Source organism: Salinirubrum litoreum (genome assembly GCF_020567425.1).
Classification (GTDB): domain Archaea; phylum Halobacteriota; class Halobacteria; order Halobacteriales; family Haloferacaceae; genus Salinirubrum; species Salinirubrum litoreum.
In genome coordinates this window covers 401,943-424,286 of the sequence record NZ_JAJCVJ010000002.1, presented here as the reverse complement: position 1 = coordinate 424,286, position 22,344 = coordinate 401,943, and the positions used below count along the sequence as shown (strand labels likewise).

Annotated in this window: 19 protein-coding genes; 11 read left to right on the top strand and 8 right to left on the bottom strand. The window is 69.4% G+C overall.

Translation table 11 applies throughout. The features are described from left to right. Positions 1-118: 118 nt before the first annotated feature. The 3 genes from LI337_RS10785 (at position 119) to LI337_RS10775 (ending at position 3,326) form a co-directional block, all read left to right on the top strand. The gene (locus LI337_RS10785; RefSeq protein WP_227229849.1) at positions 119-1,177 is read left to right on the top strand and encodes a DUF1616 domain-containing protein; all 1,059 of its coding nucleotides are present in this window, start codon (positions 119-121) and stop codon (positions 1,175-1,177) included. Beyond that, positions 1,177-1,746: a metal-dependent hydrolase gene (locus tag LI337_RS10780; protein WP_227229848.1), complete on the top strand. Its 570-nt coding sequence runs from the start codon at positions 1,177-1,179 to the stop codon at positions 1,744-1,746. Before LI337_RS10785 ends, LI337_RS10780 begins: the two co-directional genes overlap by 1 nt. Before the next feature lie 77 nt (positions 1,747-1,823). Continuing rightward, positions 1,824-3,326, top strand: a complete 1,503-nt coding sequence (locus LI337_RS10775) for a hypothetical protein (RefSeq protein ID WP_227229847.1) — start codon at positions 1,824-1,826, stop codon at positions 3,324-3,326. A gap of 88 nt (positions 3,327-3,414) precedes the next feature. Here LI337_RS10775 and LI337_RS10770 read toward each other — a convergent pair whose 3' ends face one another. Beyond that, complete coding sequence (locus LI337_RS10770; protein WP_227229846.1) at positions 3,415-4,083, bottom strand: helix-turn-helix domain-containing protein; 669 nt, start codon at positions 4,081-4,083, stop codon at positions 3,415-3,417. A gap of 148 nt (positions 4,084-4,231) precedes the next feature. Here LI337_RS10770 and LI337_RS10765 point away from each other — a divergent pair, with 148 nt between their 5' ends. The 3 genes from LI337_RS10765 to LI337_RS10755 all read left to right on the top strand — a co-directional run bounded on the left by LI337_RS10765 (position 4,232) and on the right by LI337_RS10755 (position 8,279). After that, the gene (locus tag LI337_RS10765; protein WP_227229845.1) at positions 4,232-5,245 is read left to right on the top strand and encodes a glycosyltransferase family 2 protein; all 1,014 of its coding nucleotides are present in this window, start codon (positions 4,232-4,234) and stop codon (positions 5,243-5,245) included. A gap of 104 nt (positions 5,246-5,349) precedes the next feature. Then, the gene (locus LI337_RS10760) at positions 5,350-6,990 is read left to right on the top strand and encodes a hypothetical protein (RefSeq protein WP_227229844.1); all 1,641 of its coding nucleotides are present in this window, start codon (positions 5,350-5,352) and stop codon (positions 6,988-6,990) included. 71 nt (positions 6,991-7,061) lie between these two features. Beyond that, entirely contained in the window at positions 7,062-8,279 is a 1,218-nt protein-coding gene (locus tag LI337_RS10755) for a glycosyltransferase (RefSeq protein ID WP_227229843.1), read from the top strand. A 211-nt stretch (positions 8,280-8,490) separates the two neighbouring features. On the opposite strand, the gene LI337_RS10750 is transcribed toward LI337_RS10755, so the two are convergent. Then, positions 8,491-10,953 carry a lipopolysaccharide biosynthesis protein gene (locus tag LI337_RS10750; RefSeq protein ID WP_227229842.1) on the bottom strand — a complete coding sequence of 821 codons (2,463 nt, stop codon included), beginning with the start codon at positions 10,951-10,953 and terminating at the stop codon, positions 8,491-8,493. A 111-nt stretch (positions 10,954-11,064) separates the two neighbouring features. After that, positions 11,065-12,009 (bottom strand): hypothetical protein, encoded by a 945-nt coding sequence (locus LI337_RS10745; protein WP_227229841.1) that lies wholly within the window; start codon positions 12,007-12,009, stop codon positions 11,065-11,067. A gap of 152 nt (positions 12,010-12,161) precedes the next feature. Here LI337_RS10745 and LI337_RS10740 point away from each other — a divergent pair, with 152 nt between their 5' ends. From LI337_RS10740 to LI337_RS10725, 4 genes are read left to right on the top strand one after another with little or no spacing between them, the layout of a single operon-like run. Continuing rightward, positions 12,162-13,016 carry a DUF4129 domain-containing protein gene (locus tag LI337_RS10740; RefSeq protein ID WP_227229840.1) on the top strand — a complete coding sequence of 285 codons (855 nt, stop codon included), beginning with the start codon at positions 12,162-12,164 and terminating at the stop codon, positions 13,014-13,016. After that, positions 13,013-13,600, top strand: a complete 588-nt coding sequence (locus LI337_RS10735; protein ID WP_227229839.1) for a DUF7269 family protein — start codon at positions 13,013-13,015, stop codon at positions 13,598-13,600. The genes LI337_RS10740 and LI337_RS10735 overlap by 4 nt, the downstream gene beginning before the upstream one ends. Further along, positions 13,597-14,856, top strand: a complete 1,260-nt coding sequence (locus tag LI337_RS10730; protein WP_227229838.1) for a DUF58 domain-containing protein — start codon at positions 13,597-13,599, stop codon at positions 14,854-14,856. Before LI337_RS10735 ends, LI337_RS10730 begins: the two co-directional genes overlap by 4 nt. After that, positions 14,853-15,545, top strand: coding sequence for a DUF7519 family protein (locus LI337_RS10725; RefSeq protein WP_227229837.1), 693 nt, complete (start codon positions 14,853-14,855; stop codon positions 15,543-15,545). Before LI337_RS10730 ends, LI337_RS10725 begins: the two co-directional genes overlap by 4 nt. Here the strand turns inward: LI337_RS10725 and LI337_RS10720 are convergent. After that, positions 15,523-16,491 carry an AAA family ATPase gene (locus tag LI337_RS10720; RefSeq protein WP_227229836.1) on the bottom strand — a complete coding sequence of 323 codons (969 nt, stop codon included), beginning with the start codon at positions 16,489-16,491 and terminating at the stop codon, positions 15,523-15,525. The two genes, LI337_RS10725 and LI337_RS10720, sit on opposite strands and share 23 nt — an antisense overlap. A gap of 151 nt (positions 16,492-16,642) precedes the next feature. Between LI337_RS10720 and LI337_RS10715 the strand changes: the two genes are divergently transcribed. Further along, positions 16,643-17,545, top strand: a complete 903-nt coding sequence (locus LI337_RS10715) for a glycosyltransferase family 2 protein (protein ID WP_227229835.1) — start codon at positions 16,643-16,645, stop codon at positions 17,543-17,545. Positions 17,546-17,549: 4 nt separating this feature from the next. Here the strand turns inward: LI337_RS10715 and LI337_RS10710 are convergent, their stop codons facing one another. The 4 genes from LI337_RS10710 to LI337_RS10695 form a co-directional block, all read right to left on the bottom strand. Then, positions 17,550-18,716: a helix-turn-helix transcriptional regulator gene (locus tag LI337_RS10710; RefSeq protein ID WP_227229834.1), complete on the bottom strand. Its 1,167-nt coding sequence runs from the start codon at positions 18,714-18,716 to the stop codon at positions 17,550-17,552. Between the two features lie 311 nt (positions 18,717-19,027). Then, complete coding sequence (locus LI337_RS10705) at positions 19,028-19,615, bottom strand: DUF7344 domain-containing protein (RefSeq protein ID WP_227229833.1); 588 nt, start codon at positions 19,613-19,615, stop codon at positions 19,028-19,030. A gap of 432 nt (positions 19,616-20,047) precedes the next feature. Continuing rightward, a complete protein-coding gene (locus LI337_RS10700) occupies positions 20,048-21,031 on the bottom strand; it encodes a Gfo/Idh/MocA family protein (RefSeq protein WP_227229832.1) in 984 nt (327 codons plus the stop codon). Then, a complete protein-coding gene (locus LI337_RS10695) occupies positions 21,028-22,167 on the bottom strand; it encodes a DegT/DnrJ/EryC1/StrS family aminotransferase (RefSeq protein WP_227229831.1) in 1,140 nt (379 codons plus the stop codon). Before LI337_RS10695 ends, LI337_RS10700 begins: the two co-directional genes overlap by 4 nt. Positions 22,168-22,344: the final 177 nt, after the last annotated feature.

Below are 22,344 nucleotides of genomic sequence, written 5' to 3'. Positions count from 1 at the left end.
CCCGCGCTCGTCGTTCGAGTGTGATCGGCGTTTAGACGGGTGCTAAGACCGTTCACCGTCGTTCTTCGGCGACAACCGTCTCCACGTTTTTAGTGTCGGCCTCGGCAACGGAGCGTCGATGACCACCTCTCCACGTCGCTGGAAGACGGACCTCTTCCTCGTCGTCGCGGCCGCGGTCGCAGCACTCGCGGGGACGCTCGCCCCACTCCCGTTCGCGCCGCTCCGGGCGGCCCTCGTCGTCCCACTCGTCGTCCTCCTCCCAGGCTACGCACTCGTCGCCGCGTTGTTCCCCGAGCGCCGGTCGCCGCCCGACTCGGACGACATGGCGCGCTCGACGACGGTCACCGACCGATCTGCGAACGCGACCGGGTTGCTGTTCTCCGTCCGGATCGCGCTGTCGGTCGCAGCGAGCGTCACGCTCGTCGCCGGGGTCGCGTTCGTCGTCACCGTCGTGGGCCTCCCGCTCGACGGCCCGTTCGTGGCGCTCGGCGTCTTCGCCCTGACGCTCCTCGGGACGGCCGTCGCGTTCACCCGCCGTGCACTGTCCGACCCCGGCGAACGGGCCGGTCTCCCGTCGCTGTCCGTCGCGTGGCCGTCCGACCCCCGGACCGGCGGGACGATGCTCGGCGACAGCGGCGCCGACGACACGATCCCGTTTGCAGCCAACGCGCTCGTCGTCGTCGGCCTCGTCGTCTTCGCCAGCAGCCTCGGCCTCGCGGCCGTGACGACCCAGGCCGGCGGCCCCTCGTTCACCGAAGTCGCCGTCGTCACCGAGACCGCTGACGGCGAGTACGTCGCCGACGACTACCCGCGGACGCTCGACGGCGGGACCTCCACCCCCGTCACGGTCGCGCTGGAGAACCACGAGGGGCAGGACCACCGGTACACCGTCGTCGCCACGCTCGCGCGTCTCGACCGGACGCCGAACGGGACCGAGGTGACGGACCGGGCCGTCCTCTCCCGGACGACGACGACCGTCGCCGCGGGGGAGACCGGGCACGTCGAGCCTCAGGTCCGCCCTGCGGTCTCCGGGTCACAGCGTCGCCTCTCGTTTCTGGTCTACCGCGGTGACGCGCCCGCCGACCCGACCCGCGACAACGCCTACCGCGTCGTCCACCTGACCCTCGGCACCGGCAGCGGGAGCGAGTCGCTCGACGCCCCGGTGGTGACAGACTGATGTGGCCCTGGGAACACCTCGCCTTCGGCTACCTCTGGTACTCGGTCCTGACTCGGCTGGCCGGCGACCACCGGGTCGGTGACGCCGAAGCGGTCGCACTCGGGGTCGGTACGGTCCTCCCCGACCTCGTCGACAAACCACTGTCGTGGTCCCTCGGGGTCACGGCTACCGGCTACGGCCCGGCCCACTCCCTGTTCGTCGGTGCCCCGCTGGTGGCGGCGCTGGCCGCCCTCGCGTGGCGGCGCGGACACGGGCCGCCCGGCGCGGCGTTCGCCGTCGGCTACGCCTCACACCTGCTCGGCGACGTGCTCGCCTTCCGGGCCGACGGTCCCGTGCTCTCGAAACTCCTGTGGCCCGCCGCCGCCCAGGAGCCCTACACGGTCGACCGGTCGCTGCTGGGTCGCGCCGGGTCGTACTTCGGGGAGTTCCTCGCGACCGCGACACAGCCGGACCACCTCGCGCTCGCGCTCGGGTACGCCGGCGTCCTCGTCGCCGTCGTCCTGCTGTGGGCGGCCGACGGCGCGCCCGGCGTCCACTGGCTCCGCGGCGACGTCGACGGCCGGCGTTGAGTCGCAGGGTCTGACAGCGGAACATCATTCTACACCGCGAAAATGCTTGTAAATGGGCCCGGGGAAGAGACGAACCGATGGACGAGACACCACGACGGCGGACGGTATCGAGACGCGCCGCGCTCGGCGCGATCGTGACCACGCTCGGGGTCGCCGGGACGGCACGCGGGTCCGGGGACTGGCTTCGGGTGACCGACTACGGCGTCGACAACACGGGGACAGAGCCGGTCTCGGACGCACTCGACGAGATTCCGGTCGACGACGGCGACTCGCTCGCATTCCCGCCGGGCCGGTATCTCTTCGACGACTGGTACCGACACACCGGGTTCGACGACTTCGAACTCCGTGGCGACGACGCCACCGTCGTCCCGACGGCGGACTACCCCCGCAACTGCCTGTTCAAACTCGGGGTCCCCGACGACCCCGGCGGCCGCCTGTTCGTCGAGGGGTTCGACTTCGACTACACCGCACCAGACACGGGACTGCGCGCGCTCCAGGCGCACGTCGACGACCGACTCCGGGTCTGGGACGTCGACGTCCTCGGCCCCCACGACAGCGGCCGTCTCGGCCCGTTCCTCTTCGACGTGACCGACCCCGACGGCGACGGGGAGATTCGGAACGTGAACGCGCCCGACGGCGGGGCCTTCTCGGTCGACACGCCGGGTGACATCTGGGTCGGGCCGACCGGCCTCATCGTCTCGCCGTACCACGTCGGCGACCTCGTCGTCCGCGACTGCACGCTGGGGGCGTTCCCCGACAACGGGCTCTACGTCTCGAGCGACACCGGACGGGTGGTGGTGCGAGGCGGCTACTACGAGAACAGTAACGTCGCCAGCATCCGCCTCTCGGGCGACGGCTCGGCGGTCCTCGACGCGACTGTCGTCGTCGACGAGGCCCGCCCGCTCGACGAGGCTCAGCGCGCCATCCGCCTCGACGGCGACGGGTACAACCGCGTCGCGAACACGACGGTCTACCTCGACGAACCGAACGACTGGGGTCTCTCCGTGCAGTCGGCCGTCGACCACGCCCGTATCGAGGACTGCCGGATCGTCGTCCGCGGCGACGAGGCCGCTCGCGGTGTCTCCATCGACCGGGACGCCGGTCGGGTCGACGTGCTCGACACCGAGATTCAGTTCGACGCTCCCGGGCAGGCCATCTACGTCGCCGGGCCTAGCGGCCCGGACGCCGACCAAGTGTGGCTGCTCAGGACCACGGTGACCGGCACGGGCGACGGCTCCGTCGGCCGCCACGCCGTCCGCGTCGAGCGCGGCAACACCACGGTCGACCGCCTCGACGTCCAGCAGAGCGGCGGCGCGTCCCGCCGAGCGCTGAAGATTCTGGGCGAGGAGTGTTACGTCAAGTGGGGCGAGTACGAGACCGAGCACGTCCCGGTGGTGAACGACGCCGACGGCACCCGGTTCGAGGGCATCACCAGCCGCTCGACCACGGGTGCGCCCGGACTGAAACTCGCCGCCGGCACCGCCGACACGGAGGTCCTCGAATCGACGCTCTACGGCGGGTACACCGGCCGCGGTATCGACGGTTCGGTCTTCTCGGGGAACCGCTACCCCGAGGCCTGACGCCGGTCACTGACGCAGGAGAGCCCGACGAGTGTCGCCGTGGTCGTTTACTGACGCAGGAGAGCCCGACGAGTGCCACCGTGGTCGATCACTGAAGCAAAAGCTGTTCCACCAGCGCCGCCGTCGCTCGACGGAGCCGCTGTGAGACCCCGGACCGGGAGAGGCCGAGTCGCTCGGCGAGTTCACTCTGCGTGGCGTTGCGGGGCACGTCGAAGTAGCCCGCCTCGTAGGCGATCGTCAGCGTCTCCCGGTGGACCGGGGACAGCGTGACACTCGGCGCGCCGCGTGTCGTGCGGGCGTCGTGGAGACGCTTGATGCGGAACGACACCCCGTTGTCGTGGTAGTGTCGCCGGAGCGCCTCGAGTACGCTCCGGTCGGGACAGTGCAACCGGAGTCGCCACGCGCCGTTCTCGGTGCCGGCGTGGAGCACCCGGATCCCGCGGTCGGTCGCGTCCGGCGGCAGGAGGGGAACGCAGTCGCCGACGGTGATGCGGTAGACGAGTTGGGAGTCGATGAGACCGAGCAGCAACACCTCGCCAACCGTGGGATCGTCGTCCAGCGCCGCTCTCACGGTTTTCGAGTCGGTTCCCACGACGGTGAGGAAGCCGCCGGTCAGCGCCGCCGTCGCGGGCTGGAACTCGAACTCGAGCGTGGTCGCCGGCAGCGTCTCCATCAGGTCGGCGAGCGGCAGGTCGGGGTGGGACACTTCCAGTTCGACGTAGATGGGTCGGACGGCGTCCTCGGTGGCTGGACTCACTCGTGTCCCCGACGTCCCGCCCGCGCCGGCGTTATTATGACGGAGGTAAGGAGCCGACGCCGCCCGACCGCGTCCGAGAGTGAATCCCCCCGCACTGCTACGTGCCGCATAATAACGACGCTGCTCGTGGACTGCCAGACACTGAACGATGTACAAGAACAACACGATCGGCGTCGTCGTCCCGGCGTACAACGAGGAGGGCTTCGTCGGCGAGGTGATCGACACGATCCCGGGGTTCGTCGACGTGGCGTACGTCGTCGACGACGGCTCGACGGACGGGACGTGGGAAGAGATCTGTGACCACGCCGCGGCGGTAAACGAAGGCCACGACTCCGAGGCGACCGGCTTCGACCGCCTCGTCGTCCCGGTCCAGCACGAGGAGAACCGCGGCGTCGGAGGGGCGCTGAAGACCGGCTACCTGCAGGCACTCGAAGACGGCGTCGACATCACGGCCGTTCTCGGCGGCGACGGGCAGATGGATCCGGACATCCTGACGAAGTACATCGACCCAATCGCCGAGGGCGACGCCGACTACACGAAGGGAAACCGGTTCATGCGGACGGATCAACTCGACGCCATGCCACGGTTCCGGCTCGTCGGGAACGCGGTCCTCTCGTATCTCACGAAGGTCGCGAGCGGGTACTGGAAGACGATGGACCCGCAGAACGGCTACACCGCCATCTCACGTGAGGCGCTGGAGACAGCGGACATCGAGAACATGTACGAGTACTACGGCTACTGCAACGACTTGCTCGTCAAGCTGAACGTCGAGAACCTTCGCGTGGCGGACGTCTCCCACTCGGCGGAGTACGTCTACGACGACGAGGACTGGAAGAGCCACATCAGCTACGACGAGTACGTCCCGCGCGTCTCGCTGATGCTGCTCCGGAACTTCCTGTGGCGACTGAAACAGAAGTACCTCCTGCGCGACTTCCACCCGCTCGCGGCCTTCTACCTCGTGGGGACGCTGCTGTCCGGTGTTGCGGCCGTCGGGACCGCCGTCGCGGGCCTCTCGCGGTCGGAGTCAGGTGGGACGGGCCGGTGGGTACTCGGCTTCGTCGTCGGACTCGCGTTCTTCCTCGCCGGGACGGTCCTCGACCTCGAGGACAACGAGGCACTGGAACTGCAGATCACGGGTGACACCTACGAGGACGGTCGCTGATCGTTCGTCGGATACGTCTCTTTTACGTACCAGATAGGATTCGGATATATACACTGTACATATGAAGCAGGAGGCTATCGGCGGTGCCGTGTCTCTCCTCCGATATGGATTCACAGCGCAGTTCACAGACGAGTCAGTCGTCGCCGCCGCCGACCACAGACGACCGCGACCGAGTCGGGACGACCCGCCGGGCGTATCTCGGCGGTCTCGCCGCCGTCGGCCTCGCGGGCGTGCTCGGGACGACCGGGTCGGCGACCGCTGACGTGACCGACGTCGACCTCCCGGAGGCGTACCTGGACCGATTCGGCACTGTCGTCGACATCGTCGACGCCGGTGCCGACCCGACCGGCGGCGAGAGCGTCCACGAGGTGCTCTACGACGTCGTCGACGACGACACGCTCGTCGTCTTCCCCGAGGGTCGGTACCGGATGGACCACCAGTTCCGCCACACCGGGTTCACCAACCTCGGCTTCTACGGCCCGAACGCCACTCTCTTCCACGGGCGCATCGACGCCGTCTCCGAGAGCACCGTCACCGAGGGCGAGTTCACCGAGAGCGCCCGGTTCTTCCGACTCGGCGTCATCTACAACCCGGGGACCGACCTGCTGTTCGAGGGGTTCACGTTCGACTTCACCGCCCCGGACACGGGACTCAGAGCTATCGAGACCTACGTCACGGACGGGCTGGAGGTCCGCGACGTCACCATCGCGGGCCAACACGACACCGGCACGCTCGGCCCCGCGCTGTTCTCCGTGACCCGCGCGGCCGGGACCGGAGTCGTCGAGCGGTTCCGCGCCCCCGACGGCGGTGCCTTCTCCGACGACACGATCGGCGACATCTGGACCGGACCGACCGGGATGCTCGTCGACCCGCGCCACGCAGGGACGCTCCGCGTCGTCGACTGTGAACTCGGCCCGTTCCCCGACAACGGCCTCTACATCTCCGGTGCCAACGGGACCGTCCACGTCGAGGGCGGGACCTACAAGAACAGCAACGTCGCCTCGATCCGGTTGATGGGCCACGGGAGTTCGATCCGGGGCGCGACCGTCGTTGTCGACGAGGCCATCGACGGAGCGAACCAGCGCGGCATCCGCATCGACGAGGGGTCCGACCTCCTCGTCGCCGACACGACCGTCGAACTCACCGACCCGAACGGCGCGGCCATCCGGGTCCTCGACGACGTGGAGACGGCGCGTATCGAGAACAGCAGTCTCTACCTCGGCCCGGCGACCCCGGAGCGGGGACTCCGCGTCTCGCGGGACGCCGGTCGCGTCGAGGTCGTCGGGACCGACGTCGAGACACACGGCGGGAGCAACGCCGTCTACGTCGAGGGGCGGAACACCGTCGACGACGCGACGGTCCTGCTACAGGACCTCCACATCACCGGCGACGCGCCCGGTGTGGGGGCCCGCGAGGCGATCCGCGTCGAGCGGGCCAACTGCCGGTTGGAGAACCTCACGGTCGACCAACCCGGCGACGAGTATCGCCGCTGTCTGGAGGTCATCGGCGACGACTGCCTGGTGAACGGCGGGACCTACACGTCCACGCACCACCCGATCATCAACGTCGGGAGCCGGACGTTCTACGACGGCATCACCGCCCGGTCGTACGACGGCTTCGAGGCGATGAAGCTGTACGCCGAGGGGACGGAGGTCGTCATCGACGACAGCGTCCTCTACGGTGGCTACAACGACAAGGGCGTCAACGGGCTGTTCGTCCACGAGACCTCGTTCCCACCGGCGTGAGCCGTCGGCCGGACCCCGCTCCCGGCTTACGCGACCGATAATAAGGGTCGTCCGTCGCCGACGACGAGGCAATGCCTCCCGACCGACTCGCGACGGCGGACCTGCTCGTCGTCGCCCACGAGTACAACCGATTCGTCAAGGCACAGGTCGACGTGCTGGCCGACCACGTCGGCTCCGTCCACGTGTTCGTCCGGTACAACCGCTTCGCCGACATCGCGGCCAGCCTCTCCGTCGAGGCGGCCGAACCGTACAGCGGCGCGGTGAAGGTCGACCGTTCGGACGTCCCCGCGAACGTCACCGTCCACGAGACGCCGTTGTGTTACCTCCCGCTCGACGTCCACCGCGAGCGACTGCTCGGCCGCCAGCACGCTCGCAAGGTGTCGGGTATCGTCGCAGACCTCGACGTGGAGTTCGACCTCGTCCACGCCCACATGACGTGGACGGCGGGGTACGTCGGCGCACGACTCAAGCGGGACCTCGGCGTGCCGTACCTGCTCACGGTCCACGCCAACCCCGAGTGGTACGAGGACCTCTTGACGGCAGACCACGACCGCATCGAGACGGCCTGGGAGGCGGCCGACCGGCTCATCCGGGTGAACCGCGAGGACCGCACCCGGCTGGACCCGTACAACGACGACGTGGTCTACGTCCCGAACGGCTACGACTCGGCCGCCTTCCGCCGCGTGCCGCGCGACGCGGCCCGGGAGCGACTCGGCGTCGACCCCGAGACGTCGCTGGTGTTCGGCCTCGGGACGCTCATCCCGCGGAAGGGGTACGACCACCTCGTCCGGGCACTCCCGAAACTGGTCGAGGCGGTCCCGGACGTACAGGTCGTCGTCGGCGGTCACGGCGGGATGCGCGAGGACCTGGAGTCGCTCGCCGCCGACCTCGGCGTCGCGGACCACGTCACCTTCCTCGGCTACGTCGAAGAGGAGGCACTGAACGACTGGATGAACGCGGCCGACGTGTTCGCCCACCCGAGTCGGAGCGAGAGCTTCGGTGTGGTGCAACTGGAGGCGATGGCCTGCCGGACGCCGGTCGTCGCCGCGCGGAACGGTGGGAGCGAGGAGGTCGTCGCCGACGAGGAGTACGGCGTCCTCGTCGACGATCCGAGCGACCACGACCGCTTCGCGGACACGCTCGCGACCGCGCTCGCGGCCGACTGGGACCGCGCGGCAATCGCCGCCTACGCGGATCGATTCACGTGGGAAACGGTCTGTGAGGACATCGCCGACCTCTACCGCGACGTGCTCGACGAGACCGAGCGCCAAGTGACGTCGGCCCCCTGATCGACGCGACCCTCTCCTCTCCCGATTCGCTCCGAGCCGACGACATTCTCGTTTTCCTCGTCTCGATTCGACTGCCCCCGTCCGGTCTGCCGCCGGCTAGCCCTCCTACTCGCCCGTCACTCGACCCGTCGCTCACCGGTGGAGGCGTCGAATCGGTGGGGCTCACCTCTCCGAGCTAGCCGAGACGGACTGACTGTGACGGGTCGGCCCGTCACCCCCGAGCGCGTGCCACGAGGAGACCGACCGCTCCGAGGAAGAAGATGTGGATACCCAGCGGGTTCCGCGTCGGCAGAACGAGTCCGGTCAGGCTCCCGAGGACGTACTCGGTTCCGCCCACTGCCGTGGTCGACGTCGTCTGGTCTCCGGTCGAGGTGTTCAGTTCTGTGGTGTTCGTCGCGGTCGGGGTCGTCGTAGTCGTGCTGGTGCCCGTCGGGGTAGCAGTGCCGGTGCTCGTCGTCGCTGTCGGTGTGGCGGTCTCGGTCGGTGTCGCCGTCTCGGTCGGCGTTGTGGTCGGGGTGGCGGTCTCGGTCGGAGTCGCCGTCTCGGTCGGTGTCACCGTCCTATTCGGCGTTGTGGTCGGCGTGGCGGTTTCGGTCGGTGTCGCTGTCGGTGTGGCGGTTTCGGTCGGAGTTGCTGTCGGCGTGGCGGTTTCGGTCGGAGTCGTTGTCGGCGTGGTGGTCTCGGTCGGAGTCGGTGCCGGAGTCGCAGTCGGAGTCGCCGTCTCCGTGGGCGTCCGACGCTCGGTTTCCGTGGGCGTCCGGGTCCCGGTGTCCGTCTCCGTCGCCGTACTCGTCTCCGAGGGCGGCGGCGTGTCGGTCGTCGTGGTCACGTTCGGCGTGGCGGTCGGCGTCGTCTCCGTCTCGGTCGGCGAGGCCGTCGAAGTCGTCCCCGTCCCGTTCGGCGTGGCGGTCGGTCCGCCCGGCGTCGTCGGGGCCGGGGTCGCCGTCCCGTTCGGGGTCGGGACCTGCGGGTCGACGTCGATTGTCGGGACGCCCGGAATCCCGATCGCCAGCGCGACGCCGGAGATCGAGAGCAGGACGCCGAACACGAGGAGGAGACGCTGGAGCGTGTCGCGGTTCCGCCCCGCCCAGTGGACGACTCCACCGCCGGACGTGCCGGTCGCGGCGCTCTGGACCGGGCCTCCCGTCGTCGTTACCGTCCCCTGTCCCTCGCGGAGGCTGGTCGCCCGCGACCCGATCGGGTCCGGGAGCGAGGTGAGTACGTCGAGTGTCTCGTCTACGTCCATCGCGCCGGTGACGAACGCCATCGTGACGTAGACGAGGAAGCCGACCGGCGGGACGACAGCCAGCGCCAGCAGACTCGACTCGATGGTCGAGGCCAACAGCACGATGGGCACCGCCGCGATCAGAGCCGTCACCAGCACCCGGAGCGGGCGCGCGTCCGCGAACGGTCGATAGCCGAGATACCGCGCGGTGACAGTGTGTGTCACCGGGAGCGAGGCGTAGCCGACGGTCGTCGCCGCGGCCGCCCCGACGAGGCCGAACCGCGGGATGAGCAGCAGGTTGAGTCCGAAGTTCGCCAGCGCCGAGACGCCGGTCGCGGCGATGAGCGGCTTCGTGTCGCCCTTCGCGTGGCTGATGGCGACGATGGGGCGTGCGGCCGCGAAGGCGACCGTCCCCGGGAGCAACACCAGCAGGGGCGCGACGACCGGCGTGGCGTCCGCGCCGAGGTACAGCGGCACGAAGTCGGTCGCGAGCGCCCCGACACCGATGGCGAGCAACACCACCACCAGCATTGCGTACCGCGTCACCCGCGAGGCGATCTGGGTGATCTGTTCGTACCGCTCGTCGGCCCAGAGACTCGAGGTCGACTGCATCATGATCGACTGCACCGACCGCGGGACGAACCAGAGGAACTGGCTGACGACGAGAGCCGACTTGTAGTGGCCCACGCCGACCTCGCCGACGGCGTTCGTGGCCGCGAGCAACAGCACGTCGACGTGGTACATCGTCGTGAGCAGGAAGAAGTAGACGATAGAGAGGTGGTTGAAGCTGAACAGCTCCCGGGTGGGGAAGCCGTCGGGGGTCCGACTGAGCACCGCCGACAGCGACAGGTGGTTGCGGAGGAACCACAGCGCCAGCAGCGCGACGACGAGGTTCACCGCGGCCAGTCCGGCCATCATCCCGGCGATGCCGAAGCCGAGCGCGACGATACCGATGAGGACGACGCGGGCACCCACTCGGACGAGCGCCCGGAGCGGCTCCGACCGGTGTTCCAGCTTCAGCCCCATCAGCGAGCGTCGGGAGAACTCCCGGAACTGCACCGCGATGGTCACCCCCGCGAGGCCGTAGACGCCGGCGACGTACCCCTCGCCGAGTGTCTGCGCGACGAGCCCCGTCTCCGCCGCGACGACGAACGCCGCCGCGGTGAGGAGTGCCAGGACCGTCCCGAGTCGGAAGTAGTAGCCGAAGACGTGGTCCTTCCACTCGTCGTAGTCGCGCTCCTCGCCGAGGAACTTCCGGGTCCCGCTGTTGATGCCCGAACTCATGAAGATGGTCGCGAGGCTGAACATCGCCATCAGCGTCCCGTACCGGCCGTACAGTTCGAAGCCGAGGACGTTGATGAACACCGGCGTCAACACGAGCGACGCCCCCAGCACGACCAGCCGACTGCTGGCCGTCGAGAGGAACGCCGTCACCATGTTCCGGTTCACGGCTGCCCCCTTCCTGGCGGCGTCCGTTCGCCGGATGCCGCGGCTCCCGATACCCTCTCGATCGCTGCGCCGGCCCGACGGTGACGGTTCATGCGTTCCCAGTGGGCCTCGTCAGTCGTCGGTGTCGACGACGACCGTCACCGAGTCGCCGTCTTTCAGGTAGTGGTCCGTCGCGTCGACCGGCTCCCCGTTGACGAGTATCTCGGCGGCGGCGTCGTCGGTGCCGTACCGGTAGGTCTCGTTGTCGTAGGTGACGGTGTCAGCGGTGACGTCGATACCCTCCAGCGTCGAGAGTCCGTAGGCCAGCGTCACGTGCGCCGAGTGGGCGTGCCAGGGGTTCGCGTGGCCGCCCTCGAAGTGGAAGTGGTCGTTGTGGCCGGCCTGCTGGTACTTTTCGCGGCTGAAGTCGACCCGCTCGCCGTCGACGGTGAACTCGATGTCGCCGTGGACGTGGAGTCGCTCGGGCGGGATGTAGTCGCCGGGCGTGTCGACGGTGCCACCGTTCTCGACGACGACGACCCACACCTCGTCACCGGGGTCGAGTTGCGCCTCGCCGGGGGCGACCGGTTCGCCGTTGACGCGATAGACGACCTCGGTCCCGCTCGTCGCGTCGCGATAGGTCTCCCCGTCGTAGCTGAGCGCCGAGGCGTTCGCCTCGATGTCGGCGGCCGACAGCGCGGCCTGCAGGGTCACGTCGCCGTCGACGTGGTAGGTGTCGCGCCGGTCGTCGTCCATCCGGATGGCCTCGCGGTCGGCGAACTCGCCGGAGAGGTCGACCCGTTCCCCGGCGACGACGACGGCGATCCTGCCGGCGTTCTCTGCCGTCGCGTTGCTCGCGGACTCGTTGTCGTGGCTGTGGTCGTGGTTCCCGTGTCCGCTATCGGCCGCGGTCGACGACGGATGCTCCGTCGGCGAGGGTGTCTCTGTCTGCGCGGCCGTCGTCGCGTCGGTCGGTTGCCCGTCGCTCCCGGCGAGCGACGAACAGCCTGCCGTCACGACGAGCAGCCCGACGAGGAGTACGATGCTGAATCTCCGGAGCGTAGCTGACTCGTTCATCTAGGTCTGGTATCCGGTTCCGGCGTCCCCCGCATTATTATCGGCCGCGTAGCAGCGGCTTATCCTCCCGATAATAAGGCGGCGTGCGCGCCCTCGGACGGAATGACAATGAGATACAGCAGCCCGACGACACGCCTGCGCTACCGGAGGAGATGACCGTGACTGCCGACCGACTGCTCACCGTCGCCGTCGCACTCGTCTGCCTGTTCGCCGTCGGGTCGGGAGCGGCCTCTCTCGACTCGGCGGTCGACGCCTCGCCGGGCGAGGCCATCGACGTCGACTACGCCTCGCTCCCCATCGAGTCCGACGACGCCGGTCAGTTGAAACAGCAGTACAACGACGCGAAGAACGACGCCACCGAACAGACCGGGGGTGGTTCGGGGTCGGCAGACGACCCGCCGGACGGCGGACAGGGTGACCCACCGCCCGGCGGCGAGAACGGTGACGAACCCGAGGACGCGTCGTTCATCGGAGACGACCCGCCACCCGGCGGGGGCGAGGGACAGAACGACGACGGTCGCGGGCCGGGGACCGGCTCCGACGACCCGCTCGACAGCCTCCTGTCTGCACTGGGTGCGCTCCTCTCCGCGCTGGTGACGGTCCTCGCCGGCCTGCTCCTGCTCGTCGGGGCCGCGCTCGCCGTCCGCCACCGTGACCGACTTCGAGCACGGCTGCGGGCACTGCTCGACAGACTCGGCGTCGGTGGCTCAGAGAACGACCCACGGGAGCACCACGACGCTCCGCGGGGTGTCCCGGACCCACAGAACCCGGTGTCGCGGGCCTGGGTCGAGACGATGGAGCGAGTCGGTGTCGACGCTGAGCGCGCACTGACGCCGCGGGAGCGGGCGGCGCTGGCGACCGACCGGGGTGCAGACCCCGAGGCGATCTGGTCACTGACGGCGCTGTTCGAGGAGGTCACCTACGGCGGTGCGCCGGTGACGGAGCAACGCCGGGAACGAGCGACACACCACCTGTCGCGACTCCGCGAGGGGGGTGACGACTCGTGAAACGCCGACAGCTACTCTCGGCCGGTACGGGCCTCGTCGTGCTCGCAGTCGGGCTCGTTGTCGGCGGCGTCGAGGGGACCGTCGACGCGCTCGCGACGACACTGGGCGGCGACTACTTCGTGCTCGTCGCGCTCGGAGGCGCGGCACTGCTCGCCGCGGCACCCGTCGTCGTCTCCGCCCGCAGCGCCACGCTCCGACAGGCAGAGACGCCAGCCCCGGAGACGACGGTCGACCGACCGGCGGCCGGCGACGGATTCGACGAGGCGGTCTCGGCGTGGCGGTTCCGGCTCCCGGTCGTCGGCGACGCGGCCCGCGACTCGGTCCGGGAACGGCTTCGCGAGGCCGCCGTCGGCACGCTCGTCCGGACCCGCGACTGTGACCGGGCGCAGGCGACCCGACTCGTCGCCGAGGGGCAGTGGACCGACGACCGCGAGGCGGCCACGTTCCTCGCCGCGGACGCCTCCCGTGCGTCGACCGTGGTGACGGCCGTCGACGCCGCGGCCCGCCTGCAGACGCCCGTGGAGTACCGCGCCCGGGCGGCGGCCCGTGCCGTCGCTCGCCTCGACGAACAGGGGGGCCGATGACGCCGACCCGAACCCGTCGCTGGCGGGGGGTCGTCGCCGTCGCGCTCGTCCTCGCAGCGGCCGGACTGCTGGCGAAGCGACAGGCGCTCCTCTCGCTGGCCACCGTCGGTATCGTCTTCGCCGCGTACCACCGGCTCACGCCGCCCCCGTCGGCGTCGCTCGCCGTCGACCGGGCGGTCTCGGACTCGTCGCCCAGCGACGGCGACCGGGTCGAGGTGACGGTGACGCTGCGTAACGAGGGGAGCGACACCCTCTTCGACTGCCGGGTGGTCGACGGCGTCCCGCCGGCACTGGCCGTCGTCGAGGACACCGCCCGGCACGCGACGGTGTTGCGTCCCGGCGCGTCGACGACGTTCGGCTACACCGTCGTCGCCCGGCACGGCACCCACACCTTCGAGCCCACGACCGTCGTGGCCCGCGACGTCGCCGGTAACTGGACGTTGACCGACGAAGTGGCGGCCGGCGACTCGATCGAACTCGACTGCACGACCCCGATGTCGGACTCGCCGCTCAGGCCCCAGACGCTCGACGCCGTCGGCGAGTTGACCGCGTCGGCGAGCGGGGAGGGACTGGAGTTCGCACAGGTCCGCGAGTACCGCCGTGGAGACGCGCCCGGCCGCATCGACTGGAACCGGTACGCCGCGACCGGCGACCTCACGACCGTCGAGTTCCGCGAACAGCGGTCGGCCGCGGTCCTCGTCCTCGTCGACGCCCGCGCTTGCGCCTGCCGGAGCCCGCCGGACGGGACCCACGCCGTCGACGCCGCCGTCTCCGCGACGGAGCAACTCGTCGACCGCCTCCAGCGCGACCGCAACCACGTCGGCGTCGCCTCACTCGGACCGGACCCGTGCTACGTCGCCCCCGGCGTGGGGCGGGACCACCGGCTCCACCTGCTGGACACGCTCGCGACCCACCCCAGCTTCGTCGCCACGCCGACGGGCGAGGACCCACCGGTGGACGACCAGTTCGACCATCTGCTGGAACGGCTCGGCGACGAGACACAGGTGGTCGTCGTCTCCCCGGCGACCGACGACGCGGTCGTGGCTGGCGTCCGACGACTGGAGGCCCACGGACACCTCGCCACCGTGATATCGCCCGACGTGACCGCAGACGGGACGGCAGGCGAGCGGCTGGCGGCCGCCGAGCGTCGGAGCCGGCTCTACCGCCTCCGGAAACTCGGTATCCCCGTCGTGGCGTGGTCGCTGGACGATCCGCTGGCGCTCGCGGTCGCAGACACACGGGAGGTGGGCGTGTGAGTCACGCCGTCGTGGTGCCGGAGCGGCCCGCCTGGGTCGGCTCGCTGGTCACCGTCGCCGTCGCCGCGGGCGTCGTCGCGCTGCTCGTCCCGTCGGCACTCCCCGGCGCACTGCTGCAGGCGGTCGGTCTCGCCTCGCTGGCCGGCGGCGTGCACCGCGTCCGAGCGGCGGACGACCCGCTCCTCGGATCGCTCGGGGTCGTCCTCGGCGTCCTGGGGGCGCTGGCCGGCAGTGCCGTCGCCGTCACCGCAGTCGCCGGCGTCCCTTCGGTGGCGACCGTCGGCCTCGGCACGGCCGGCGTCACCGTCGTCGGACTCGGCGTCCTGCCGGTGTACGGGACGGGCTCACATCTGCTGGTGAAGGTCGGCACCGCGCTGCTGCTGCTCGCAGTCGTCGCTACCGGGCTGTTTCAGGCGGCAGGACTGGGTGCGCTGCTCGTCGCGGCCGTCGGCGTCGTCGTGACGTGGGACGCCGCGGAGAACGCGATCGGTCTCGGTGAACAGCTCGGCCGGTCGACCGGCACGTGGCGCGTGGAGGCGACCCACCTCGGGGGTACCGCGCTCGCGGGGGCGGTCGCCGTCGGTGCCGGCCTGGTCGCGGCCGACGTCGGCACGTCGGGTCTCGATCTTCACTCGGTCGCCCTGCTCCTCGTCGCGGCGACGCTGCTCACGGTGGCGCTGCACGAGTGACGGTCGGGACCGTCACGGACGCCACCACCTCGTCGACGAGTTCCGTCCGACTCACGTCGTCGACCGTCGCCTCCGCCGTCGGGACGACCCGGTGGGCCAGCACCTCGTGAGCGACCGTCTTCACGTCGTCCGGCAGCGCGAAGCTCCGCCCGTGGACCGCCGCAGTGGCACGCACACACTCGAACAGTCGCTGGAGCCCCCGCGGCGAGACGCCGACCGCGATACGTTCGTGGCCCCGGGTCGCCCGCACCACGTCGACCATGTACTGCTTCAGTTCGTCGTCGACCCGGACCGTCTCCGGCACCCGCTGCATCTCCCTGACCTGCTCTGGCGTCAGCACCTGCTGTGCGGACGGCGTCGGCACGTCGCGGGCGTCCCGGCGGTCGAGTAGTTCGAGTTCACCCTCCGCCTCGGGGTAGCCGAGACTCCCCTTCACCAGGAAGCGGTCCTTCTGTGCCTCCGGCAACGGGAACGTCCCCTCGCCCTGCTCGACCGGGTTCTGCGTCGCGATGACGACGAACGGCTCCGGCAGCGAGTGGGTGACGCCGTCGACGGTGACCTGTCCTTCGCCCATCGCCTCCAGGAGTGCCGCCTGCGTCTTCGGCGAGGCGCGGTTGATCTCGTCGGCCAGTACGACGTTTGCGAAGATGGGGCCCTCGGAGAACTCGAACGACCGGTCCGCCTCGTCGAACACGTAGGTCCCCGTCACGTCCGCCGGCAGCAGGTCGGGGGTGAACTGGATGCGCGAGAACGACAGCCCGAGTGCGGTCGCGAAGCTTCTCGCGGTCAGCGTCTTGCCGGTCCCGGGGACGTCCTCGAGCAGGACGTGTCCCCGCGAGAGTGCGCCCGTGAGCACAGTCTGCAGTGTCGTTCTGTCGACCACGACGACCTTCGCCACCTCGTCGAGGACGCGCTCGCTTCTGTCGTGTAGTTCCGCGATGTCCATACCCGGCCGTGCCGGCGACCGGCCATTATTATCCGACCGGTAAGCGGTGTCCCGACGGCGGGCCGGGTCACTCCGACGTGGCGGGCAGTGCGGCACACTGGCTTAGCCGGCCGGTAATAAAGCCCGTCGGGCGGCGACTACCGGCCGACAGATGGTACTCGTCAGCGTCGTCATCCCGACGTACAACCGGGCAGACGTGCTCCCGCGAGCGGTCGAGACCGCACTCGACCAGACGCTCACCGACATCGAGGTCATCGTCGTGGACGACGCGTCCACCGACGAGACGCTCGCGGTTCTCGAAGAGTACGACGACCCCCGGTTGACGGTCCTCGAACACGAGACGAACAGCGGCGCGAGCGCGGCCCGAAACACCGGCATCGCGGTTGCCGAGGGCGACTACGTCGCCCTCCTCGACTCCGACGACGAGTGGGCCCCCGAGAAACTCGAACGGCAGGTCGAGACGGTGGCGACACGCTCGGACGAGTGGGTCGCCGCCTACTGCGGAACCACCGTCGTCACCGACGAGTCGGCACACCCGGTCGTCCAGCGCCTCACCGACTTGCTGGGCCGACAGGGGAACGCCGACCGCGTCGAGGGCGGCGAGAAACTCGTCCGCGAGGTGCTCTGTCAGCGGCTCCACACCAGCGCCGGGTCGACCCTGCTGGTCGATGCGGACGTGGTCGACCGCATCGGCGGCTTCGACGAGTCGTTCGACCGCTATCAGGACACGGAGTTCCTCATTCGCGTGCTGAAGGAGGGGAAACTGGCCTACGTCGACGAGCCACTCCTGCGGCGCTACCCCTCCGGCGGTCCGGCGGCGGCGGCCGTCCGCGATGCGAACTGCCACCTGCTCAAGACGTTCGCCGAAGACGTCGTCGAGTACGAGACCCGCGGCCACGACGTGACGGGGGCGAACCAGTACACGCTGGCCAGACTGTTCTTCGCAGAGGGGAAGTTCAGCGAGGGAATCGACCACCTCAAGGCGGGGACGGTTCCGGAACCGCGACAGCTTCCCGGCCTCGCGTACACCGTCTACAGTGGACTGAAGGCCTGACGACTCAGTCTCCGAACGGCGACTCCAGCCCCTCGGGCACCGACCCCGACTCGGCGATCACGTTCTGCCGGCCGACGGTTATCTTCTGGATCCGGTCCGACTCCTCCATGGACGACAGCATACGGCTCACCTTCGACTTCGACCAGTCGCGTGCCTCGACGATCTCGCTCTGATAGAGCCAGCCGTCGTTGTCCCGCAGTAGGCGAATGATGACCTCCTCGTCGCTGATGACCGGCTTCGGTCGGTCGGCGGGGACCGTCTCCCGGTCGGGAGAGGCCGTCTCCGAGTCGGGCGGCTGTCCGTCGGCCGTCGTTGTTTCGGTCGGCCCCTCGGTGTCGTCTCCGGCGCTCGACGTCGATCGTAACCGAGCGCTCGCGGCCACCACACCGGCGAGCGCGCGACCGATCACTCCCCGGATGTTCGAGAGGACGACGAACCCCGACCCGGCGATGACGCCGACGACGACCAGCACGGAGGCCACGAGCATCTGTCGGTTGTTCGCCCGCGTCGGGTCCGTCCCGATCCGAGTCTCCAGCGAATCGTCGAGGCCGTCGTCGTCGGTGTCGCTGCTGAGCGGGTCGGTGTCCATCTCCAGTTCCTGTGCGTCGGTGAGGCCGTCGTCGTCGGTGTCCGAGCGGAGCGGCGAGGTCTCGTAGTTCTTCACCTCACTCCCGTCGCTGAGACTGTCGCGGTCGGTGTCGGAGCGGTACATCGAGGTCCCGTTGTCCAGTTCGGCGCGGTTCGTCAGTTGGTCGTTGTCGAGGTCGCCGTCCTTGGCGATGACGACGGGGTCGACCCGCGTACTGTCGGCGAGCACCAGTTTCCCCTCGACGCGCTGGTGGAGTTCGACGGTCAGGTTCCGCTCTTTCACGGCGCTGAGATTCTCGAAGGAGACGTTCACGGACACGGTCTTGACCGGTCCGACGCGCTCGCTGGTACACGTGGGGTCGGCGTCGCTCCCCTCCGGGTGGACGCACACCTCGTAGTAGTCGCTCTCCTCGGTGGTCTCGAAGGTCGTCTTCAGCGTGTTCGACTCGGACTCCCAGACGTGGGGGTGGTCGGGTCCCTCGACCACCCCGACGGTGTCCGCGAACTCCGCACGCACGAGCGTCCCGTCCGCCGCGGCGGTCGCGCCACCCGCGGCTGCGAGAGAAACGACGAACGCAACCACGATTAGCGACGGTACTCGGGTGCTCATGGTGGGCCTGTGAGGCATTCTGGGGGGATCGACACGCTCCGCCGGCGAGTCAGGTCGGCGGTTGTCCTGGCTTGATGCAGAGCAACTTATTTTATAGGTCTTTCCGTTCGAAACTGTTGTCTGAAGATCATCTCGCTTCACTGGTACGTCAGCAACGGTGGCCAGACACGTACGTGAGACCACTACGCGCCCGTTATCGCCGAGCAGACAGTACTCGTTCTGGACGTTCGTGAAACGAATACAGTCACGTTCGGGACCCGTCGGCGCTCCCGTTAAATACTGTCTCAGTCGCCGTCGGCGACGCCGTCGTCGGAGAGAACGTGTGCGACCGAGATCCCACCGTACAGCAACACGACGCCGAGTGCGACCGGCAACGCTGCGGCGGCCGTGAAGGCGGCGACCTCGAACGTCGTGAGGGCCAGTGCGACCGTGCTGACGCCCGCAGCGCCGAGGTAGTACTGCTCCCACTCGCGGTCGTCGTCGTTCGACTCGTCGTCGGTCGGGTCCTCGAGGTAGTGCATCAGGCGACTCGCGAGCGGCGTCTTCTCCACGATGCCCCGGCTCTGGTTGTAGTCGATGACGCCCGCCTCGTCGAGTGCGGGCAGGTGCGCCTGATAGAGCGCGATGTAGACACGCTGCCGCTGGTCGGACATGAGCGCCTGTACCGTCGTGTCGTGCTCCCAGGCGGCGACCTGTTCGGCGACGTCCCGCATCTGCACCGGCCCCTCGCAGTCCCGCAGATACCGCAGTGCCTGTCGTCGTCGCTCGTTTTTCAGCAGATGGTGGACCTTGTCTTTGTCGAGCGTGGACGGCGTCGCCGCCGTCTCCTCCTCGTTCAGAACCGCACTCGGCTCGTCTGCCTGGATGGTCATGTGCAGGTCAATCGAATAGCTCGGAGGGTAGTAAACGTCTGAGTCTGTCCCGGACGGTTCTGACTGTTGCAGCCGGCTCCCGCCGACTGAAACGATTGCAACTCGGCTCCCGACTGTTGCAGACCGTGTTATCCCGGTGTTAATCGCCAGCAGGCGGCGGCCTGCCGACGGCTGGCCGCACCGTCAGTCGAGCGTCAGACGCGCCTATATAGCGACACGCGCTCGTCCCTGCGGTGTACGTGACCGTGACACACCCTCGACGCTGGGGTGTGCGGCGCGACGTTTTCACCCCAGTGCGACGGCCTGGATTAGTGTCCCACAGGGCCTCTCGACGGTCGCCCGCACGTCGAGTCGCTCGTCCCTACACCGATCGCCGCGTTCGCAGCAGTGGTCGCCACGTCGGCGCTCGCGCGGTCGCACCGGCTGTCGGCGTCAGTCCGTGGAGACCGGGTGACCACCTGCGGCCGTCTGCTGGGCGGCCTCGTCGAGGGCGAGTGTCAACTCCAGCACCGACAGCGCCTGTTCGCCGGTGACGACGGGACCGCTCCGCGTTCGGGCCGCCTCGACGAACGACGCGAGTTCGTTCTGTAGCGGTTCGGTGCGCTCGACCGTCAGTTGCTCCACGACGTTCTCGTGGCGGTGGCGGATGGTGCCCTCGTCGTGAATGTACGACGGCACCGACGACCGGTGGATCTCGATGCTCTGGTCGAGGTAGTCGACCTTCACCCGGCAGTCGGCCGCGGAGATGGTGAGGCTGCGCACCTTCTCCTGTGTCACCCGACTCGCCGTGAGGTTCGCCGTGACGCCGGAGTCGAACCGGAGGTTGGCGTTCGCGTACCGGCAGTCCTCGGTCCCGACCGCGCCGTACTGCTCGACCGACCCGTCGACGACGTCCAGTACGACGTCGAGGTCGTGGATCATGATGTCAAGCACGACCGAGTCGTCTATCTCGCGATCCAGCGGCGGCCCGAGGCGCTCGGTGCTCACCGCGTGGATGTCGAGTTCCGTCACGATGTCGCGGAGCGTCCGGACCGCCGGATTGAATCGCTCTACGTGGCCGACCTGCAACACGCGGTCGCGCCGGTCGGCGAGGTCGATCAGTTCGCGTCCCTTCGCCGGGTCCGCGACGAACGGCTTCTCGACGAGGACGTCCGTGTCGGCCGTCAGTGCCGCCCGGGCCGTCTCGTAGTGGAACTGCGTCGGAACCGCCACCGAGACGACGTCGGCCGCGGCCAGCAGGTCATCGCGCGACCGGGCGGCGGTGTCGTGTTGCTCGGCGACCCGCTCGGCCGCCTGCTCGTCGACGTCGGTCACGCCGACCAGGTCGACCCCGTCGAGGTCGGCGTAGACGCGGGCGTGGTTCCGGCCCATGCTGCCGACGCCGACGACGCCGGCCGCGACCGTGTCGTCGGTCATCGGGACGCGACACCTCCCTGCTCGACGCCGGTCGGTGCCGGCGGTGCCGCGACCCCGCTCTCGGCGAGGACGCGGCCGACTCGTCTCACGTCGGAGTCGGACAGCGCGGGGTGGACCGGCAGCGAGAGCACCTGCTCTGTCAACCGCCGCGCGACCGGCACGTCGGCCGAGACGTCGCCGTACGCCGGCTGGTCGGGGATGGTCCGCGGGTAGTAGACGCCCGTCCCGACGCCGGCCGCTTCGAGTTCGTCCGCGACTGCGTCGCGGTTGCCCACCCGCACCGTGTACTGGTGATAGGCGTGGCGTGCCGGCGCGGGTTCGAGCGGCGTGACGGCCGCCGTGTCCGCCAGCACATCGTCGAGGAGCGCCGCGTGTCGCCGCCGCGCGTCGAGGAAGTCGGGGAGCCGGTCGAGCTGTGCGCGGCCCATCGCGGCCGCGATACTCGTCATCCGGAAGTTGTGGCCGAGTCTCACGTGTCGGTAGCCGTCCTCTGCCCGGCCGTGGTTGACGAAGCTCCGGGCGTGTGCGGCCACCGCGTCGTCGTCGGTGACGACCATCCCGCCCTCGCCGGTGGTCATGTTCTTCGTCGGATAGAAGGAGAAGCAGGCGGCGTCGCCCAGCGACCCGACGGGCGTCCCGCGGTAGGTCGCACCGTGGGCCTGCGCGGCGTCCTCGACGAGTGCCACGTCGTGTTCGTCGGCCAGTGCTCGGAGTTCGTCCATCGGTGCCGGCAAGCCGTAGAGGTGGACGGCGACGATTGCGCTCACGTCGTCGAGCGACTCGAGTTGCTCGGCGACTGCGTCGGGGTCGAGGTTGAACGTCGCCGGGTCGACGTCCGCGAACACCGGCTCCGCGCCGGCGAAGCGGACGGCGTTCCCGGTCGCCACGAAGGAGAAGGGCGTCGTCAGTACCCGGTCGCCGGGGCGGACGCCGACGGCCTCCAGTGCCGTCTGCAGCGCGGTCGTGCCGTTCGAGGTGGCGACGCCGTGGGCGGCGTCACAGTAGTCGGCGAACTCGGCCTCGAACGTCCGAACCTCGGGACCGTCGGCGACCATCCCGGAGTCGATGACGTCGGCGACGCGCTCCTTCTCCGGGTCACCGAGGACTGGGTCGGCGATGCCGATACCGTCGCTCATCGCTCACCCCCCGGGCTGGTCGGTCGGTGCGGACACGTACTGTCGTCGCTGCGGTGGTTCCGTATCATGCGTATCTGCGGGTCTCGCTGCCGCTATCGACAGACTCGCCTCCTCGGTGCATTATTATGAGTCGGGTAAACGACGATCCCCGACACTTATTGAGGGCGCATCGATAGG

What these genes read in the sequence shown, in the direction of transcription:
- LI337_RS10785 (WP_227229849.1), top strand. Translation starts at nt 119, where the DNA reads ATGACCACCTCTCCACGTCGCTGGAAGACGGACCTCTTCCTCGTCGTC.
- LI337_RS10780 (WP_227229848.1), top strand. Translation starts at nt 1,177, where the DNA reads ATGTGGCCCTGGGAACACCTCGCCTTCGGCTACCTCTGGTACTCGGTC.
- LI337_RS10775 (WP_227229847.1), top strand. Translation starts at nt 1,824, where the DNA reads ATGGACGAGACACCACGACGGCGGACGGTATCGAGACGCGCCGCGCTC.
- LI337_RS10765 (WP_227229845.1), top strand. Translation starts at nt 4,232, where the DNA reads ATGTACAAGAACAACACGATCGGCGTCGTCGTCCCGGCGTACAACGAG.
- LI337_RS10760 (WP_227229844.1), top strand. Translation starts at nt 5,350, where the DNA reads ATGGATTCACAGCGCAGTTCACAGACGAGTCAGTCGTCGCCGCCGCCG.
- LI337_RS10755 (WP_227229843.1), top strand. Translation starts at nt 7,062, where the DNA reads ATGCCTCCCGACCGACTCGCGACGGCGGACCTGCTCGTCGTCGCCCAC.
- LI337_RS10745 (WP_227229841.1), bottom strand. Translation starts at nt 12,009, where the DNA reads ATGAACGAGTCAGCTACGCTCCGGAGATTCAGCATCGTACTCCTCGTC.
- LI337_RS10740 (WP_227229840.1), top strand. Translation starts at nt 12,162, where the DNA reads ATGACCGTGACTGCCGACCGACTGCTCACCGTCGCCGTCGCACTCGTC.
- LI337_RS10730 (WP_227229838.1), top strand. Translation starts at nt 13,597, where the DNA reads ATGACGCCGACCCGAACCCGTCGCTGGCGGGGGGTCGTCGCCGTCGCG.
- LI337_RS10720 (WP_227229836.1), bottom strand. Translation starts at nt 16,491, where the DNA reads ATGGACATCGCGGAACTACACGACAGAAGCGAGCGCGTCCTCGACGAG.
- LI337_RS10715 (WP_227229835.1), top strand. Translation starts at nt 16,643, where the DNA reads ATGGTACTCGTCAGCGTCGTCATCCCGACGTACAACCGGGCAGACGTG.
- LI337_RS10705 (WP_227229833.1), bottom strand. Translation starts at nt 19,615, where the DNA reads ATGACCATCCAGGCAGACGAGCCGAGTGCGGTTCTGAACGAGGAGGAG.
- LI337_RS10700 (WP_227229832.1), bottom strand. Translation starts at nt 21,031, where the DNA reads ATGACCGACGACACGGTCGCGGCCGGCGTCGTCGGCGTCGGCAGCATG.
- LI337_RS10695 (WP_227229831.1), bottom strand. Translation starts at nt 22,167, where the DNA reads ATGAGCGACGGTATCGGCATCGCCGACCCAGTCCTCGGTGACCCGGAG.